We start from the raw sequence: 15,225 nt of genomic DNA, 5'->3' as shown, positions 1-15,225 counted from the left end.
TAATTCCCTTAAAAATTAAATTATTTTTGATATAAATTTTCAAAAATTTGGTGATATTGAATCGTAGTTATTTGATGAGCTCTAGCATTATTTTGTATATTTAGCTTTTTAAATATTAAATCTAGATTTTTTATATGTGAAAGATTTTTTATAAGCTTTTTTCTTGGATATGAAAATGCCTCTTTTACCATAGTTTCAAAACCATCTTTGATTTCATTATCATTTTTTTTTATACTAAATATAGCAGATTCTACTTTTGGGATAGGTTTAAATGCATTCGGCGGAACTATCGCAATTAATGTTGTTTTTTGACTAACACTTTGTGTTAAAACGCTAATAGCACAAAAATCATTATTTTGGGCATCCGCACAAAATTTATAAGCAACTTCTTTTTGTGTCATTACTATCATTCCTTTGCACATTTTGTCTTTTAGTGCATTTAATACGATTCTAGTGGCTATATAATATGGCAAGTTTGACACCAAAATATAAGGTTTATTATGCAACCAACCATTTTTATTAAATTCTATCGACAAAACATCTTTATTGTATAATTTAAACTTATCTGTAGAGAATCTATTAGTTAAATATTTACACAATCGCCTATCAATTTCATAAGCAACTAAACTAAAACAATCTAATATCTTTACGCTTAAATCACCCAAGCCGGGTCCAATCTCAATAATATCTAAGGAAATATTTTCACTCTTATATTCCTCTAGCATATTGGACATAGATTCGATGATTTTGTTTAAATAAAGTTCATCTTTTAGAAAATTTTGCCCAAACTTTTTATTTGCTTTTATTTTAGAACTTCTCCCCTTATAGATTGCTATAAGATTTTAAAAAGGCATAATTTACTATTCTATCTTTTTTTTGATAAAATATCAAGTATCTTTAAAGTTAAAGGTCTAAGGGTGAATATTGAGATAAATAGTTTTCAAGAAAAACAATCAAATGATAATCTAGCTTTTAGAATCATTCCTTGTCTTGATATAAAAAGTGGCAAAGTTGTAAAAGGGGTAAATTTTCTTGATTTAAAAGATGTGGGGAATCCTGTAGAAATAGCAAGTAGATACAATAACCAAATGGCAGATGAAATTGTATTTTTAGATATTACAGCGACAAATGAGGATAGAAATATATTAATCGATGTGGTTAAAGCTGTAGCAAAAGAAATCTTTATACCATTTACGGTTGGTGGCGGGATAAAAAGCCTTGAAGATATGTATAAACTTTTAGATTCTGGTTGCGATAAAATAAGCTTAAACTCTTCGGCAATTAATAATCCAAGTTTGATTGAAGAGGGTGCAAAGCGGTTTGGCTCTCAATGTATTGTGGTTGCTATTGATGTAAAAAGAAATAATAATTTTAAATGGAATGTTTTTATAAATGGTGGTAGGATTGATACAAATATAGATTATTTTACTTGGGTTAAGAAAGTAGAATCTCTTGGAGCAGGGGAAATATTACTAACAAGTATGGATAGCGATGGAACGAAAAATGGATATGATTTGGATATTATACAATGGACATCATCAAATATTAAGATTCCGCTCATTGCAAGTGGAGGAGCTGGAACTATGGAGCATATAAAAGATGCATATTTTTCCGGTGCAAATGCTGCTCTAGCTGCAAGTATTTTCCACTATAAGGAAATAGAGATTCCAGTATTAAAACAATATTTAAAAGATAATAATATTCCAATTAGGATTTAACAATGTTTATTTGTGCAAGTGGAGAAAAATTTAGTTTTGCTAAAGAAATAGGAGTAGGGCTTGTTGATAGTGCGATGATATTAAGCTCTATTATCCTAAAAGATTCTCCAAAGGAATTGATTTTTGTTGGAAGTGTGGGAAGCTATGATAAAGAGATTAATATATTTGATATTTTTGTTAGTTCTACTGCTATGCAAATAGAATCTTCTTTTATAATGCATAATTCCTATACACCTATTTTTAATAAAATAGAAAATGTTTCACATGAAACGCAAAACCTAGAAAATAAAATTATCGTAAATAGTAGCAATTACATAACCACAGATGAAAATATCTCAAAGCATATGCTTAATGCTGGAATCTTGCTCGAAAATATGGAGTTTTTTAGTATTTTAAGGGTGGCGCAATATTTTGAGATTCCAGCATTTGGAATTTTTTGTGTTACGAATTATTGCGATTTAGAAGCACATAAAAGTTTTTTAAAAAATCATAAATCTGCTAAAGATTATTTGGAATCTTACACAAGAGAGAATTATGGAAAATATTTTTAATTATAATCTTGATGAATTAAAGTCAGTTTTAACTCCATCATTTAGGGCAAAACAGGTTTGGAGATGGCTTTATATTAACTATGAAGATGATTTTAATATGATGATAAATATTCCAAAAGAAATGCGAAATAAACTACACAATCAATTTAGCGCTAAAAACCTAGAAATAAATAATATACAAACTAGTATCGATGGCACAAAAAAATATCTTTTTTCTACTAAGGATAATTATACATTTGAATCCGTATTTTTAAAAATGCGCGATAAGGAATTTGATGAAAATGACAATATTAAAAGTCGAGAGAAATATACAATTTGTGTTTCATCACAAATTGGTTGTAAAATCGGCTGTAAATTTTGTCGCACGGGAGAAAGTGGATTTACTAGAAATCTAACTGTAGGCGAGATTGTAGAGCAGGTTATTGCAATCAAAAAAGAGAATAAAATATTGCCAGAAAAATGTGTAAATATCGTTTATATGGGAATGGGTGAGCCATTAGATAATTTTGATAATCTAATCAAAGCAATAAAGATTATTTCCCATATTGATGGCTTGTCTATTTCTACACGAAGACAAACTATCTCAACAAGTGGAATATCACCAATGATTGATGCTTTAGGAAGTCTTAATTTAGGGGTGCAACTCGCTATTTCCCTACACGCAGTAAATGATGAAACTAGAAATAAACTAATGCCGATAAATAAAGTTTATAATATAGAAAGTATAATGGAAAGTGTGAGAAAATTTCCAATTGATATGAGAAAAAGAGTTATGTTTGAATATCTTATGATTAAAGATATAAATGATAGTATAAAAAATGCTAAGGATTTATTACGATTGCTTAATGGAATAAAAGCAAAAGTAAATATTATACTTTTTAATCCTTATAGTGGGAGCAAATTTCAGCGACCAGATATAGAACAAGCCAAAAGATTCGCAGATTTTCTATGCAAAAAAGGTCTTTTATGCACGATTCGAGAATCTAGAGGAAGTGATATAGACGCAGCTTGTGGGCAGTTGAAATATGTTGATAGCAAAAATAAAAATGTTTCACATGAAACAAAATAAGAGATAGATAATGTTGCTTGATTTTTTATTGATGATTTTCCTAGCAATTGTTTTTATTATTGGAATAATTGGTTTTTTATTATATGCAAATAAAAAATAGGAATTTCTATGCTCGTTCATATATGTTGTTCTGTTGATAGCCATTATTTCTTGCAAGAGCTTAAAAAAATCTATCCTAATGAGAAGTTTATAGCGTTTTTTTATAATCCAAATATTCACCCAGAGGAAGAGTATGAATTACGACTTTTTGATGTCAAAAGAAGTTGTAAGATTCTAGATATTGATTTGATTGTTGGTGATTATGATTTTATATCTTGGTTTGACAAAATCAAAGGATTAGAATACAAAGAAGAAAAAGGCGAAAGATGCTCTTTATGCTTTGATGAGAGATTATTTAAGAGTGCAGTTTTGGCATCACAATTAGATGAAAAATCACTAACGACAACATTATTAGCAAGTCCTATGAAAAGGCAAAACGAGCTATTTTTGCTAGGTGATAATATAGCAAAACAATTTGGACTTGAGTTTGTAAAGATTGATGTTAGGAGCGATGGAGGCACACAAAGGCAAAGCAAATTAGCCAAAGATTCTAATCTTTATAGACAAAATTATTGTGGCTGTTTTTTTGCTTTAGAAAAGCAACGAAATCGTGCAAATAAACTAGCATTTGAATTATTCAATGATATAGGAGGGCAGATTCTAAAAGGTAGCATAAAGTGGAATCTAGATATTTTTATTAAATTAAATAAATTTGAAAGAGATAAAACTCCCCACATTCTACAAAAAAATACAATTAATGCTTATAGACTCTTAAGCGGTTCTGTTGTCAAAATCAACCCAATAAATCAAGATTCTACTAAAAAATCTATGGTTTTGCCATCTTATATTTTTACACATTCTAAATCTGTTAAGAATCTAAAAAGTGGGAAAATATTTTGGAAAAAGATAAGTTTTAATAATGCTTCTATTATGCTTGGATTCTGTGATAATGCCCTATTTATCGATATTAATAGTATTAATTTAATTTTTAAGAAAGATTATAAAAATGTTTATGATATGATTTATAATCCACCGCTTTATGATGATGAATTAGAATTTAGGATAAAAATTCTAGGAGCAGATAGCATAAAACCTTTTATTGTTTTAGATTCTATGATTGATGATAATGTAAAAATCAATATAGATAGTGTATTTCAAAATATGGATATTTTTGAACTTATTAAGCTTTAATTATTAGATAATATAGTAAAATTAAAGATTCTTATAAAATTTCAACCTTTAGGACATTAATTAATGATAGAAATAGATAGAATTTTAAAAATTTTGCCACATAAATATCCCATATTACTTGTGGATAAGGTTACTTCGATGGTAGAGTTTAAAAGCATTGAGGCTTATAAAAATATAACGATTAATGAGCCGATTTTCTTGGGGCATTTTCCTAAGCGACCACTTTATCCTGGGGTTTTTATCATCGAGGGAATGGCACAGGCTGGTGGGATTCTGGCATTTTGTAGCGGATATGGCGACAAAGTAGAGGAGATTGATAATAAAAGTGTATATTTTATGACTATCGATAAGGCGAAATTCCGCTCTATGGTTATTCCCGGCGATAAACTTGTATATAAACTTGAAGTGATAAAAATTAAAGGCAAAATTTGGGTGCTTGATGCAAAGGCATTTGTAGATGATAAATTAGTAGCAGAAGCAGAATTAAAAGCTATGCTAGGTGATGAAGAAAGTTAAGAATAAATGAATACATCGATAATTAAAACAAAACATATTGGTGAGGGCACAACGATAGGGGAATTTTGCGTTATCGGGGAAAATGTAAAGATTGGCAAAAACTGCAAGATTTATAATAATGTAAGCTTAAGCGGACACACTACAATTGGTGATGGAACTAGTATTTTCCCATATGCTGCTCTTGGGAATCCTCCGCAAGATTTGAAATACAAGGGTGAGAAAACAGAGCTAATCATTGGTAAAAATAATATGATTAGAGAATTTACGATGTTCTCTCCCGGCACAGGCGAAGGTGGAAAAACGCTAATCGGGGACAATAATCTTTTTATGGCATATGTGCATATTGCTCATGATTGTGTTATTGGGAATGATTGTGTTTTTGCGAATTGTGCAACTTTAGGCGGACATATCCATATTGGAAATCAAGTAAATATCGGCGGATTAAGTGCTATCCATCAATTTGTAAATATCGGTGATGGATGTATGTTAGCTGGGGCATCTGCAGTATCTCAAGATATTCCTCCATATTGCTTAGCAGAGGGGAATCGAGCCACAATTAGAGGTTTAAATAAATATAAAATGAGAAGAGTATTTTCATATGAAGAGATAGATGAGATAAGCCATATCTATAAGATTCTACTATCTGGAGATAAACCTATTAAAGAATTGGCAGCAGAGTTTTTAGAGACAACTACAAGAGATAGTATAAGATATATTTGTAAGTTTATTATAGATTCAAAGCGTGGTATTCCATATAAACGAGGTATTATTAATGAGTAAAAAAAGATGTAGCTTATGTCATTCTTTTGAGAGCGATGAGAATCCTATTTATTTTCAAAAGGATTTTTATATATGTAATAATTGTTGTCAAAGGAATGATATAGAAAGTATTATGGCAATGGTTAGGGTAAATGATAGGATTGACAATATAGAATATAATGAGGAGGATATTGTAGATTTTAGCAATATATCTCCAAAGATTTTAAAATCCGCATTAGATGACTATGTAATAGGTCAAGATGAGGCTAAAAAGCTTTTATCTGTGGCAGTTTATAACCATTATAAAAGAATCTCGCAAAAAAATATGATTTGTGATGATGATGTTGAGATTACGAAATCAAATATTTTATTATTAGGACCAACGGGAAGTGGCAAAACACTAATGGCACAAACATTCGCAAAATTTCTAGATGTTCCTATTGCAATATCTGATGCCACTAGTCTAACACAAGCTGGATATGTTGGTGAAGATGTGGAAAATATTTTAACAAGACTTTATCAAGCGGCTGATTGCGATATAGAGAGAACGCAAATGGGTATAGTTTTTATTGATGAAATAGATAAAATTGCAAGAGTTTCCGAAAATCGTTCAATAACTAGAGATGTTTCTGGCGAAGGTGTGCAACAAGCATTATTAAAGATTATTGAAGGAAGCATAGTAAATATTTCTCCACAAGGTGGCAGGAAACATCCACATCAAGAATTTATCCAGATTGATACAACAAATATTTTATTTATTTGCGGTGGTGCATTTGATGGTTTAAATGATATTATTAAACAACGATTGGGTGGAAATATGCTAGGTTTTAATAGCGATAAAAAAGCCATAAATAACGATGAAAATTATTTTCATTTGGTAGATTCTGGTGATTTGATGAATTATGGAATGATTCCAGAGCTAATCGGTCGTCTTCATATAATCGCCACACTTAATGAGATAAATCAAGATGCGATGCTAAATATATTATTAAAACCAAAAAATTCTTTAATTAAACAATATCAAAAAATGTTTTCTCTCGATAATGTAGAATTAGAATTCGAGGAAAAAGCCTTAAGATTAATAGCACAAAAAGCGATTGATAGAAAAACCGGAGCTAGAGCACTTAGAGCTGTTATGGAAGGTTTGATGGTTGATTTAATGTTTGATATTAAAGAATATGTCGGTTGTAAATTAATAATAACAAGCGATTTTGTATCTGGCAATAAGCCCCCAATGTTGATAAAGAAAAGTGTTAAAAATAATGGGAAAACTAAAAAGAAAATAGTTTGATTTAAGAGAAAATTGTAAGGAAAGGTTTAATAATGATTTTAGATAGTATTATAGGTATGTTTTCGCAAGATATTGCAATAGACCTAGGAACAGCAAATACGGTTGTTTTAGTAAAAGGACAGGGTATTGTTATAAATGAGCCAAGTATTGTGGCTGTTCAATGTAATAAATATAGTAGAAATAAAATCCTTGCTGTTGGCAAAGAAGCTAAGGAAATGATGGGTAAAACGCCAGATGGCATAGAAGCTATAAGACCTATGAGGAATGGCGTTATAGCAAATTTTGATATGTCCGAAAAGATGATTAGACATTTTATAGAAAAAACACATAATAGAAAAAAACTTATTCGCCCAAGAATTATAGTTTGTGTGCCTTATGGATTAACTGGAGTTGAGCGAAAAGCAGTTAAGGAATCCGCCACAAGTGCAGGTGCTAGAGAAGTTTATTTGATAGAAGAGCCAATGGCAGCAGCTATTGGTGCGGGACTTCCCGTAAAAGACCCGCAAGGAAGTCTTGTTATTGATATTGGTGGTGGAACTACAGAGATTGGCGTGGTTTCATTAGGTGGGCTTGTGATAAGTAAATCTATTCGTGTAGCAGGTGATAAAATGGACGAATCCATTGTGGATTATGTGAGAAAAAAATATAATCTCTTGATTGGTGAGCGAACAGGCGAAGAGATTAAAATCAAGATAGGTTGCGCTTCTCCACTAGAGGAATTATTATCAATGCAAGTTAAGGGTAGAGACCAAGTTAGCGGACTTTTAAATACTATCGAGCTTACAAGTGAAGACATTCGAGAGGCGATGAAAGAGCCACTTCGCGATGTTGCAGATGCATTAAAAAGTGTTTTAGAGGTTATGCCTCCTGATTTATCGGGTGATATTGTTGAAAATGGTATTGTTTTAACTGGTGGAGGGGCATTAATAAGAGGGATTGATAAATATTTAGCAGATATTGTTAGGCTTCCTGTTTATGTTGCTGATGAGCCATTACTCTCAGTTGCAAAAGGAACAGGAAAAGTCCTTGATGAAGATGGAATCTTAGAGCAATTAATGTATGAAGAATAATATTTCATAAATGAAGAAACAAAATAAATTCCTTTGGTTATGTATTGTATTTGTATGTTTTTTATTCGTTTTAGAGATAAATAAAGGGATTTTTGTTTATATAACATCATTTAGTAATTTTATGAAAGAAAATATTTTTTCATTAAAGGATTCTATTAGTGTTTCGATTGATAAATATTTTAGTCAAGCTAAGGAAATTGAGCGATTAAGAAATGTAGATATTATAAACGAGCATAATGAAATAATTATTTTAGCCTTAGAAGAGAATATACAAAAGCTTTCAACATTACTTGAAATAAACAAAAAACCATCTCTCCCAAATGTATTTTTAGTCGAAGCTTATTCATATGTAAATATGGGAAAATATTCTAAGGTTTGGTTAAAAGGAGATAATTTTAAAAATCCTGATACTGATAAGGTTTTTGGTCTTATTAGGAATGGATTTGCTGCAGGCATAGCTATAAATAAAGATAATGGTTTAGTTGGAATCTTAAATGGGGATTCTAAGGCAAGTTATGGTGTATATATTGGAGAATCGAAATCTATCGGGATTCTAAAGAATAATGCTAGTGGTAATGTTGTCATTGAGTATATTAATGCTTGGAGCGAGATTAAAGAGGGTGATGAGGTCGTTACTAATGGATTAGATGATATATTTTTTGAAGGCATAAAGGTAGGAAAAATCAAAAAAGTATCACAGGAATATGGATATATAGTAGCAGAAATTGATTTATATAATAAAAATGATGATATAGGTTATTTTTGGTTAGTAGATATTAATGATGATTAAAAATAATATATTTAAGTTGTATTATACAAATAAGCTAACTCTTTTTAAACCTTGAATCCAAATAAATAAAAGTAAGATTTTGTGGAGATGTTGCTACAAAGACAATCTATCCTAAAAAGGCATTAAGTGAAACATTTAATTAATAAAAAACTAAAAATAGATGGATTAGATTTGCTTAAACAAATACAAGATAATTCTATCGATTTAGCATTTTTTGACCCACAATATCGCGGTGTTTTAGATAAGATGAAATATGGAAATGAAGGAGAAAGGCAAAAAGGTAGATTTAGATTAATCCAGATGGAAGAATCTAAGATAAAAGCATTTATTTTAGAGATTGATAGGGTTTTAAAAAATAGCCATTATCTAATGCTTTGGATTGATAAATTTCATTTATGCGAGGGAATTTATCCTTGGCTTTTAGATACAAAATTGCAAATTGTAGATTTAATTATTTGGGATAAGGGCAAAATGGGAATGGGCTATCGCACAAGAAAGCAAAGCGAATATCTTTTAATCTTGCAAAAAAAGCCACTTCGGGCAAAAGGCACTTGGAAGATTCGCAATATCCGTGATATTTGGAGTGAAAAAATATCCCCACAAGAGCTAAAGCTCCACCCTCATAGCAAACCAAAGGGCTTGCAAAAAGCACTCATTGAATCTTGCACAGATATTAATGACATTGTTCTTGACCCTGCTGCTGGAAGTTTTAGTGTGTTTGATTGCGTTAAGGAAAAAAATCGTATTTTTATCGGTAGTGATAAAAGATATTAATAAATCTTAGAATCTTAAAAATATTAATAAAATTCGCAGCTATAGCACTTATTACTTGGATTTATCTAAATATCTTTGCATTATTATCATCGCAGATAAGCTATCTATTACACCATTTTTTCTTAGAGTGTGGCTATTATCTCGATTATTTATAAGATTCTCGGCTTCTTGTGAAGTGAGATTCTCATCTACAAAAACTATTTCACCTTTAAATTTAAGCAAAGTAGTAAAATGCTTTATTCGGCTTTGCATCTCATCATTTGCTACGCCTATTACTAGAATCTTGGTATTTTTTTCATATAGAATCTTGTCTAAATCGTTCGCAGCTTGGTTTCTATTTTTTCGTATTATCGGTTTAAGTGGGATTATTACGCCATTGCAATTTTGTGCAATCCCTATACGCTTTAATCCAAAATCAATAGCAATCATTTTATTGTTATAATATTTCCTTTACGCTCTAAAAGTCCTAAAAATTCATACTCTAAAATCTTATTTCCAAATTTACTAAAAGCCATTTCAAAACTTGGTGCATTTTTGCAAAAATCTAGAATCTCATCGTTTGTTGTGGATTCCACTTGGGATTCTACTTGAGATTCTATAAAAGGTATATTTTCTTTTATAAAATTATCAATATCATAAATCGCCTTTGCCTTGCCTTGCTCTATTAGATGATTTGTAAGCTGACTTTCTTTATATCTATGGGGTAGTGTGAAAATTAGTTTATTTAATATTTCTGCAATCCTAGCACTCGAGCTTGTCCCGCTATTTATATCGCCTTGCGGTAAAATAACTATATCACTTAGTGCAATTACGATTCTATTTCGTTCTAAAAAGCTGTATTTTTGTGGCATATAGTTTTTTTCATATTCGCTTAATATTAAAGCATCTTTTGCGATATTTTTGATTAATCGCATATTTTCTTTTGGGTAGATTATCTCCAAGCTTGATGGGGAAATCATAATTGTATTAGGAAATGAATTTGTATGTGCGATACAATCTACGCCGATAGCTCCGCCACTTACAATAGTTGCATATTTGCTAATTTTTTGAGCTAGTAAAGCAGTTATATTTTTTGTATATTGATTTGGTTTTCTTGTGCCTACAATGGCTACTTTAAAGTTATCAAGTAATTTAGTATCGCCAATAAAATATAGCTTTTTGGGCGGTGATTTTAGCTTTAATAGAGATTCTGGAATCTTTTCTAGTGTATTTATTTGTGTCATTGGATTAATGTTTTTTGGAATCTAAAAGGCTCTCTAAAATCATTTTCATCATTTTCGCCCTCGAGTAATTTTTTAAAGTTATTTTGAACGCAGAATCCCACTATATCATCATCTTTTCCAAAAATATTAATATAATGTTTTATACTTAGCTCCCAATTTACCTTATCTTGGCTTTTTATTTTATTATTAAATTCTTCTAAATAAGCTATCTTAAAAGTATGCTCTATTTTATCAAACCAATAATTTATTTGAATATAATCTTTAAATATGCCCTCTAATGCTTCTGGCATTCCCTTAAAAGCCATTTCTCTTGCTTGTTGATATATTTCATTGAATTCCTCACAATACGCCTTAAATTCATCTAAATATTGTAATTCTTCAAATTCCATGGCAAGTTTATAAACATCATATTTTTTATTCTGTTTTATGAGATTTAATATCTCTATTTTTTTTGCAACTGCGACCATACAAGTTGTTATACTTTCTTTGTATTGTGGGAAAGATTGTAGAAATTTTGCTATTTTGTGAAATTCGTCATATTCATTTTTATTTTCATAAAACATTGCTTTTTCAAAAAGATTCTCCCCCAATAGCAATACTTTTTTATACAACTCAGTATCTTTTAGGTATCCAAAATTAGAAGTTAAAGCAAAATATTCTTTAAATTTCTGTTCTTTTACGAAATTTTCAGCATCTCTAAATATATGTAGATTATTTAAAAGTTGCATAATCGCCTCTTTTTTAGGCGTTTTTAGAAATAATTCCAAGTGTTTTTTGGCAATATCCACATTCGCAGAATCTTCTTCTAATAGTTTTTTTGCGGTATTAAACGATTTATACCAAATATTTTCTAGTATCTCAAAATGCGATGTTTTTGTTAGAAATTTAGTTTGTAAAGTCATATTATAGGCTTCTTCGTAGAATCTATTATCAATTAGCTCTCGAAATTTTTTCAACACATCTTTTTTGTTTAGATAAAAATTAAATGCTTCTTTTTTAGAAATATCTTTTGTGAATGGCTCTACAATCTCCAATGCTTCATCTATTTTATTTTGTCCTAAAAGTTCTATGGCATCTTTTAAGATTTTATCCCAATCCTCATCGAATATTTTTGAACAAGGCAGAAGTGATAAAAATATATTTTTATCAAGCAAATTAGCGGCTGTTTTGTAGTCTTTATTCTCACAAGCTGTTTTGAATTCATCATCTTTATCGTTATAGCTTATAATAGCTAATTCACCATTTGTATAGCCTATAAATATATACCCTAAATGCAGACATAATGCACTTATTCCAGTGGAATTTTCAAGCTTTAGGCTAAAGATTTTTATATTTTTTTCTATGTTTATTATATAAATAGTGGAATCTCTTGAGCCAACAATAGCTGTATTTTCCTCATCATTTATGCAAAATATCGATGGCCAAGATGTAAAAGGGCTTGAAATATTTAAAACTTGATTTGCTCTAGTGTCATATATTATTGCATTTAGATTCCGCAAAATGACAAATAATTTAGAGTTATTATCAAAAAAATCTCCCCATTCTACAACCTCATTTGTATTAAATATCCCAATAGTTTTTGCCCTTTGCGTATCAAAAATAATATTTGATTTATTGAAGCAAGATGCGAATAAAAACCTAGAATCCTTTGAAAAATTTAATGATGAGATATAATCTGGGCGATAAGGGAGTGATAATATTTTTCTAAAATTATTTGTTTCATACAAATGCACACGACCATCTTCACCACCACTTGCGAGATAGTTTCCATCTTTTGAAAAACAAGAAGCACTAATATCACTTTTATGGCTTTTTAGCTTAAGGAATAGATTTATAGATTCTGTGATTTTTGCAATTGAGATAATTTTTGAGTTGACTTCTGCTAAACATACGAATTTATCACTCGCACTTGAATTTTTTGCATATTTATGTGGCAGATATTTTGAATTAATAAGAGTTGTTAGATTTTTTATTTGGATATTTTTTATATCAATCCTAAATGCTTGATAATTTTGTGTTACGACTACTATGGAATCATTTGTTTTATTGATACTTAATATACTTCCTTTTAGATTAAATTTATTTAGTATATTTATGTTTTTATTCATTTATGGATTCTTTGTGCATATTGCGTAACTTTTGCATCTTGTAATATATTATTTAATTCATCAATATAAATAATATCAACATCTTTTAATATACTATCTTTTGCTTGTTTCAAAGCCCTTAAAGTTTCTTTATGAGGGTGTGCTATGAGTATGGCATAACCTCGTTGTTTAGCAAGATTTACACCTTCTTGTAATTGATTATTTAGCGAATGAGAATCTAGATTATTATCTATAAAAATATCTCTATATAATATAAGTCTATTTTGCTCTTTTGCGATTTCATTAAGTTTAGAATCTGGTGTTGTTCGGCTATCAATAAATATAATATTATGACTATCTAAAATATTTAAAAGCCTTTCCATTTCATCTTTATTGGCAGTAAATTTACTTCCTGTGTGATTATTGATATATTTTATTGTTGGTGTTGTTTTCTTAATATTTTCAATCTTTGTTTGTATTTTTATATCAGGGTCATTTACTTTTATTGTGTCTAATTCATCAGTATATTTTTTTGCTTCTAATGGCAAATGTATCATAAAAAAATCTAATTCATTTACCATTTTTAGCATATCTTTATCATTTTTTGATATTGGAAAAATGGAAGGAGTTAGCTTTAGGTCTATTTTTTTTATTTCTTCTAATTGTTTTTTATTTGCAATATCATCAATGATAATTACAATTTTTGGCTTAGAATCCTTAAGAATCTTATTGTATTTAGGCTTTTTTTCTGTAACCACTTCCTCAATTATATTATCTTTATAGTCTTGTATTTCCGATGAGGTTGGATTTTTATCGTAATCAACTCGCTTTTTATATTGCTTAGTATAGGTGCTTACTTTGTCATTTTGCTCTTCTAAATATTCTATTTCTCTATCAATTTCTTTGATTTTATTTGTATTATTTGAGAGATGAAGTATATTATCAGCTTTTGGAGTAGGAACATCTCTAGTGGTGCCTAAATCAACTAAAATTGAAAAAATGGCTAATATTAAAGAGAGAATCATAAAGTTATGTAACTTTTTCATTTAATGTGATTTCTATTTCTAGCATATTTATGTCTTGATTGCCGTCGGTTTTGAAATTAATTTTATCGCTTTTTGTGTATTTTCTAATCACTGCAATAATCTCATTTTTCATCTCATCGATATACGGGATATTGGCACTTCGCTCGTGTGCGAGGACTAAAGTCAGCCTATCTTTGGCACTTTTAGCGGAATTTTTCGGTTTAAAATAATCTAAGAAACTCATTTAAACAACCTTTTTAGATTTTCTAGGAATCCATCGCTTTCAATCTCAAATGCCACTTCTTTCCCCAAGATTCTATCACTTATCCGCTCGTAAGCTTTGGCACTTTTTGTGGATTTGTTATAAATGACTGGTTCGCCACTATTTGTGGCGGTGATGATTTTCTCATCTTCTGGGATTAGCCCAAGTAGCGGAATCCCAAGAATGCTAAGCACATCATCGCTACTCATCATCTCGCCTTTTTTAACCAAATCTGGCTTAATGCGATTGATGATTAATGCCTTTTGGACTTCCTTGCCCTCTTTTGCCTTATCGCTTTTTGCATCGATTATGCCAATCACTCTATCGGCGTCCCGCACACTACTAACCTCAGGCGTAACGACTATAAACGCCCTATCTGCCCAAAAAATAGCATGTTCAAATCCGCTCTCAATCCCAGCTGGGGAATCTATAATAATAAAATCAAAAATCTTTTTTAGCTCCTCGATTAAAACCTTGACTTTGTCCTTATCCAAGATATTTTTATCTTTATTTTGCGAGGCTGGGAGGAAGTAGAGATTCTTACTTCGCTTGTCGTTTATTAGGGCTTGATTTAGATTGCATTTGCCCTCCATCACATCGACTACATCATAAACTATGCGATTTTCAAGCCCCAAAATCATATCAAGATTCCGCAGACCTATATCAAAGTCGATTGCCACGACTTTTTTACCACGATTTGCAAGTCCTACAGAGAGATTCCCCGTTGCAGTTGATTTGCCTACGCCACCTTTGCCGGAAGTTATCGTTATTACCATTCCCACTTAAATCACCTTAAATTTAGCTTTTAATTTTTTGCGTAATATAGCAAATTTCGGCAAATAAATAAAGAATCTTAAATT

General features: G+C 30.2%; 17 protein-coding genes. 10 read left to right on the top strand and 7 right to left on the bottom strand.

Annotation, left to right across the window (positions count from 1 at the left end; all coding sequences use genetic code 11):
* Positions 1-20: 20 nt before the first annotated feature.
* Entirely contained in the window at positions 21-806 is a 786-nt protein-coding gene (gene rsmA, locus CCY99_RS01245; protein ID WP_258442936.1) for a 16S rRNA (adenine(1518)-N(6)/adenine(1519)-N(6))-dimethyltransferase RsmA, read from the bottom strand.
* 117 nt (positions 807-923) lie between these two features.
* Here rsmA and hisF point away from each other — a divergent pair, with 117 nt between their 5' ends.
* The 10 genes from hisF to CCY99_RS01195 all read left to right on the top strand — a co-directional run bounded on the left by hisF (position 924) and on the right by CCY99_RS01195 (position 9,768).
* On the top strand, positions 924-1,718 hold the full coding sequence (gene hisF, locus CCY99_RS01240; RefSeq protein WP_258442934.1) for an imidazole glycerol phosphate synthase subunit HisF: 795 nt from the start codon (positions 924-926) through the stop codon (positions 1,716-1,718).
* Between the two features lie 2 nt (positions 1,719-1,720).
* Positions 1,721-2,269, top strand: a complete 549-nt coding sequence (locus CCY99_RS01235) for a purine-nucleoside phosphorylase (RefSeq protein WP_112059595.1) — start codon at positions 1,721-1,723, stop codon at positions 2,267-2,269.
* Complete coding sequence (gene rlmN, locus CCY99_RS01230; protein WP_112059594.1) at positions 2,253-3,338, top strand: 23S rRNA (adenine(2503)-C(2))-methyltransferase RlmN; 1,086 nt, start codon at positions 2,253-2,255, stop codon at positions 3,336-3,338. Before CCY99_RS01235 ends, rlmN begins: the two co-directional genes overlap by 17 nt.
* Before the next feature lie 108 nt (positions 3,339-3,446).
* The gene (locus CCY99_RS01225; RefSeq protein ID WP_112059593.1) at positions 3,447-4,568 is read left to right on the top strand and encodes an epoxyqueuosine reductase QueH; all 1,122 of its coding nucleotides are present in this window, start codon (positions 3,447-3,449) and stop codon (positions 4,566-4,568) included.
* Between the two features lie 63 nt (positions 4,569-4,631).
* The gene (gene fabZ, locus CCY99_RS01220) at positions 4,632-5,084 is read left to right on the top strand and encodes a 3-hydroxyacyl-ACP dehydratase FabZ (protein WP_112059592.1); all 453 of its coding nucleotides are present in this window, start codon (positions 4,632-4,634) and stop codon (positions 5,082-5,084) included.
* 6 nt (positions 5,085-5,090) lie between these two features.
* Positions 5,091-5,864 carry an acyl-ACP--UDP-N-acetylglucosamine O-acyltransferase gene (gene lpxA, locus CCY99_RS01215; protein WP_112059591.1) on the top strand — a complete coding sequence of 258 codons (774 nt, stop codon included), beginning with the start codon at positions 5,091-5,093 and terminating at the stop codon, positions 5,862-5,864.
* Positions 5,857-7,134, top strand: coding sequence for an ATP-dependent Clp protease ATP-binding subunit ClpX (gene clpX, locus CCY99_RS01210; protein ID WP_112059590.1), 1,278 nt, complete (start codon positions 5,857-5,859; stop codon positions 7,132-7,134). The genes lpxA and clpX overlap by 8 nt, the downstream gene beginning before the upstream one ends.
* 32 nt (positions 7,135-7,166) lie before the next feature.
* Positions 7,167-8,204: a rod shape-determining protein gene (locus CCY99_RS01205; RefSeq protein ID WP_112059589.1), complete on the top strand. Its 1,038-nt coding sequence runs from the start codon at positions 7,167-7,169 to the stop codon at positions 8,202-8,204.
* Positions 8,205-8,214: 10 nt separating this feature from the next.
* Positions 8,215-8,994: a rod shape-determining protein MreC gene (gene mreC, locus CCY99_RS01200; RefSeq protein WP_112059588.1), complete on the top strand. Its 780-nt coding sequence runs from the start codon at positions 8,215-8,217 to the stop codon at positions 8,992-8,994.
* Positions 8,995-9,120: 126 nt separating this feature from the next.
* Positions 9,121-9,768 carry a DNA methyltransferase gene (locus tag CCY99_RS01195; RefSeq protein ID WP_112059587.1) on the top strand — a complete coding sequence of 216 codons (648 nt, stop codon included), beginning with the start codon at positions 9,121-9,123 and terminating at the stop codon, positions 9,766-9,768.
* Positions 9,769-9,819: 51 nt separating this feature from the next.
* On the opposite strand, the gene ruvX is transcribed toward CCY99_RS01195, so the two are convergent.
* Genes ruvX through minD form a run of 6 tightly spaced genes read right to left on the bottom strand, consistent with a single transcriptional unit; the run spans position 9,820 to position 15,141 of the window.
* A complete protein-coding gene (gene ruvX / locus CCY99_RS01190; RefSeq protein ID WP_112059586.1) occupies positions 9,820-10,197 on the bottom strand; it encodes a Holliday junction resolvase RuvX in 378 nt (125 codons plus the stop codon).
* Positions 10,194-10,991 (bottom strand): DNA-processing protein DprA, encoded by a 798-nt coding sequence (locus CCY99_RS01185; RefSeq protein ID WP_112059585.1) that lies wholly within the window; start codon positions 10,989-10,991, stop codon positions 10,194-10,196. The genes ruvX and CCY99_RS01185 overlap by 4 nt, the downstream gene beginning before the upstream one ends.
* Complete coding sequence (locus CCY99_RS01180; RefSeq protein WP_112059584.1) at positions 10,988-13,099, bottom strand: hypothetical protein; 2,112 nt, start codon at positions 13,097-13,099, stop codon at positions 10,988-10,990. The genes CCY99_RS01185 and CCY99_RS01180 overlap by 4 nt, the downstream gene beginning before the upstream one ends.
* Complete coding sequence (locus tag CCY99_RS01175; protein ID WP_112059583.1) at positions 13,096-14,124, bottom strand: divergent polysaccharide deacetylase family protein; 1,029 nt, start codon at positions 14,122-14,124, stop codon at positions 13,096-13,098. The genes CCY99_RS01180 and CCY99_RS01175 overlap by 4 nt, the downstream gene beginning before the upstream one ends.
* Positions 14,108-14,347, bottom strand: a complete 240-nt coding sequence (minE, locus tag CCY99_RS01170) for a cell division topological specificity factor MinE (RefSeq protein WP_112059582.1) — start codon at positions 14,345-14,347, stop codon at positions 14,108-14,110. The genes CCY99_RS01175 and minE overlap by 17 nt, the downstream gene beginning before the upstream one ends.
* Positions 14,344-15,141: a septum site-determining protein MinD gene (gene minD / locus CCY99_RS01165; protein WP_112059622.1), complete on the bottom strand. Its 798-nt coding sequence runs from the start codon at positions 15,139-15,141 to the stop codon at positions 14,344-14,346. Before minD ends, minE begins: the two co-directional genes overlap by 4 nt.
* Positions 15,142-15,225 lie beyond the last annotated feature (84 nt).

Origin of the sequence: Helicobacter sp. 16-1353 (assembly GCF_003288815.1) — a bacterium.
Classification (GTDB): Bacteria; Campylobacterota; Campylobacteria; order Campylobacterales; family Helicobacteraceae; genus NHYM01.
Note: the sequence above shows the minus strand (reverse complement) of the source record. Positions and strands in the feature narration are given on the sequence as shown.

Excerpts from the sequence above, each read along its gene's own strand:
- rlmN (WP_112059594.1), top strand. The coding sequence starts at position 2,253 with ATGGAAAATATTTTTAATTATAATCTTGATGAATTAAAGTCAGTTTTA.
- CCY99_RS01235 (WP_112059595.1), top strand. The coding sequence starts at position 1,721 with ATGTTTATTTGTGCAAGTGGAGAAAAATTTAGTTTTGCTAAAGAAATA.
- lpxA (WP_112059591.1), top strand. The coding sequence starts at position 5,091 with ATGAATACATCGATAATTAAAACAAAACATATTGGTGAGGGCACAACG.
- minD (WP_112059622.1), bottom strand. The coding sequence starts at position 15,141 with ATGGTAATAACGATAACTTCCGGCAAAGGTGGCGTAGGCAAATCAACT.
- ruvX (WP_112059586.1), bottom strand. The coding sequence starts at position 10,197 with ATGATTGCTATTGATTTTGGATTAAAGCGTATAGGGATTGCACAAAAT.
- minE (WP_112059582.1), bottom strand. The coding sequence starts at position 14,347 with ATGAGTTTCTTAGATTATTTTAAACCGAAAAATTCCGCTAAAAGTGCC.
- mreC (WP_112059588.1), top strand. The coding sequence starts at position 8,215 with ATGAAGAAACAAAATAAATTCCTTTGGTTATGTATTGTATTTGTATGT.
- clpX (WP_112059590.1), top strand. The coding sequence starts at position 5,857 with ATGAGTAAAAAAAGATGTAGCTTATGTCATTCTTTTGAGAGCGATGAG.
- fabZ (WP_112059592.1), top strand. The coding sequence starts at position 4,632 with ATGATAGAAATAGATAGAATTTTAAAAATTTTGCCACATAAATATCCC.
- CCY99_RS01225 (WP_112059593.1), top strand. The coding sequence starts at position 3,447 with ATGCTCGTTCATATATGTTGTTCTGTTGATAGCCATTATTTCTTGCAA.
- CCY99_RS01175 (WP_112059583.1), bottom strand. The coding sequence starts at position 14,124 with ATGAAAAAGTTACATAACTTTATGATTCTCTCTTTAATATTAGCCATT.
- CCY99_RS01205 (WP_112059589.1), top strand. The coding sequence starts at position 7,167 with ATGATTTTAGATAGTATTATAGGTATGTTTTCGCAAGATATTGCAATA.
- CCY99_RS01185 (WP_112059585.1), bottom strand. The coding sequence starts at position 10,991 with ATGACACAAATAAATACACTAGAAAAGATTCCAGAATCTCTATTAAAG.
- CCY99_RS01180 (WP_112059584.1), bottom strand. The coding sequence starts at position 13,099 with ATGAATAAAAACATAAATATACTAAATAAATTTAATCTAAAAGGAAGT.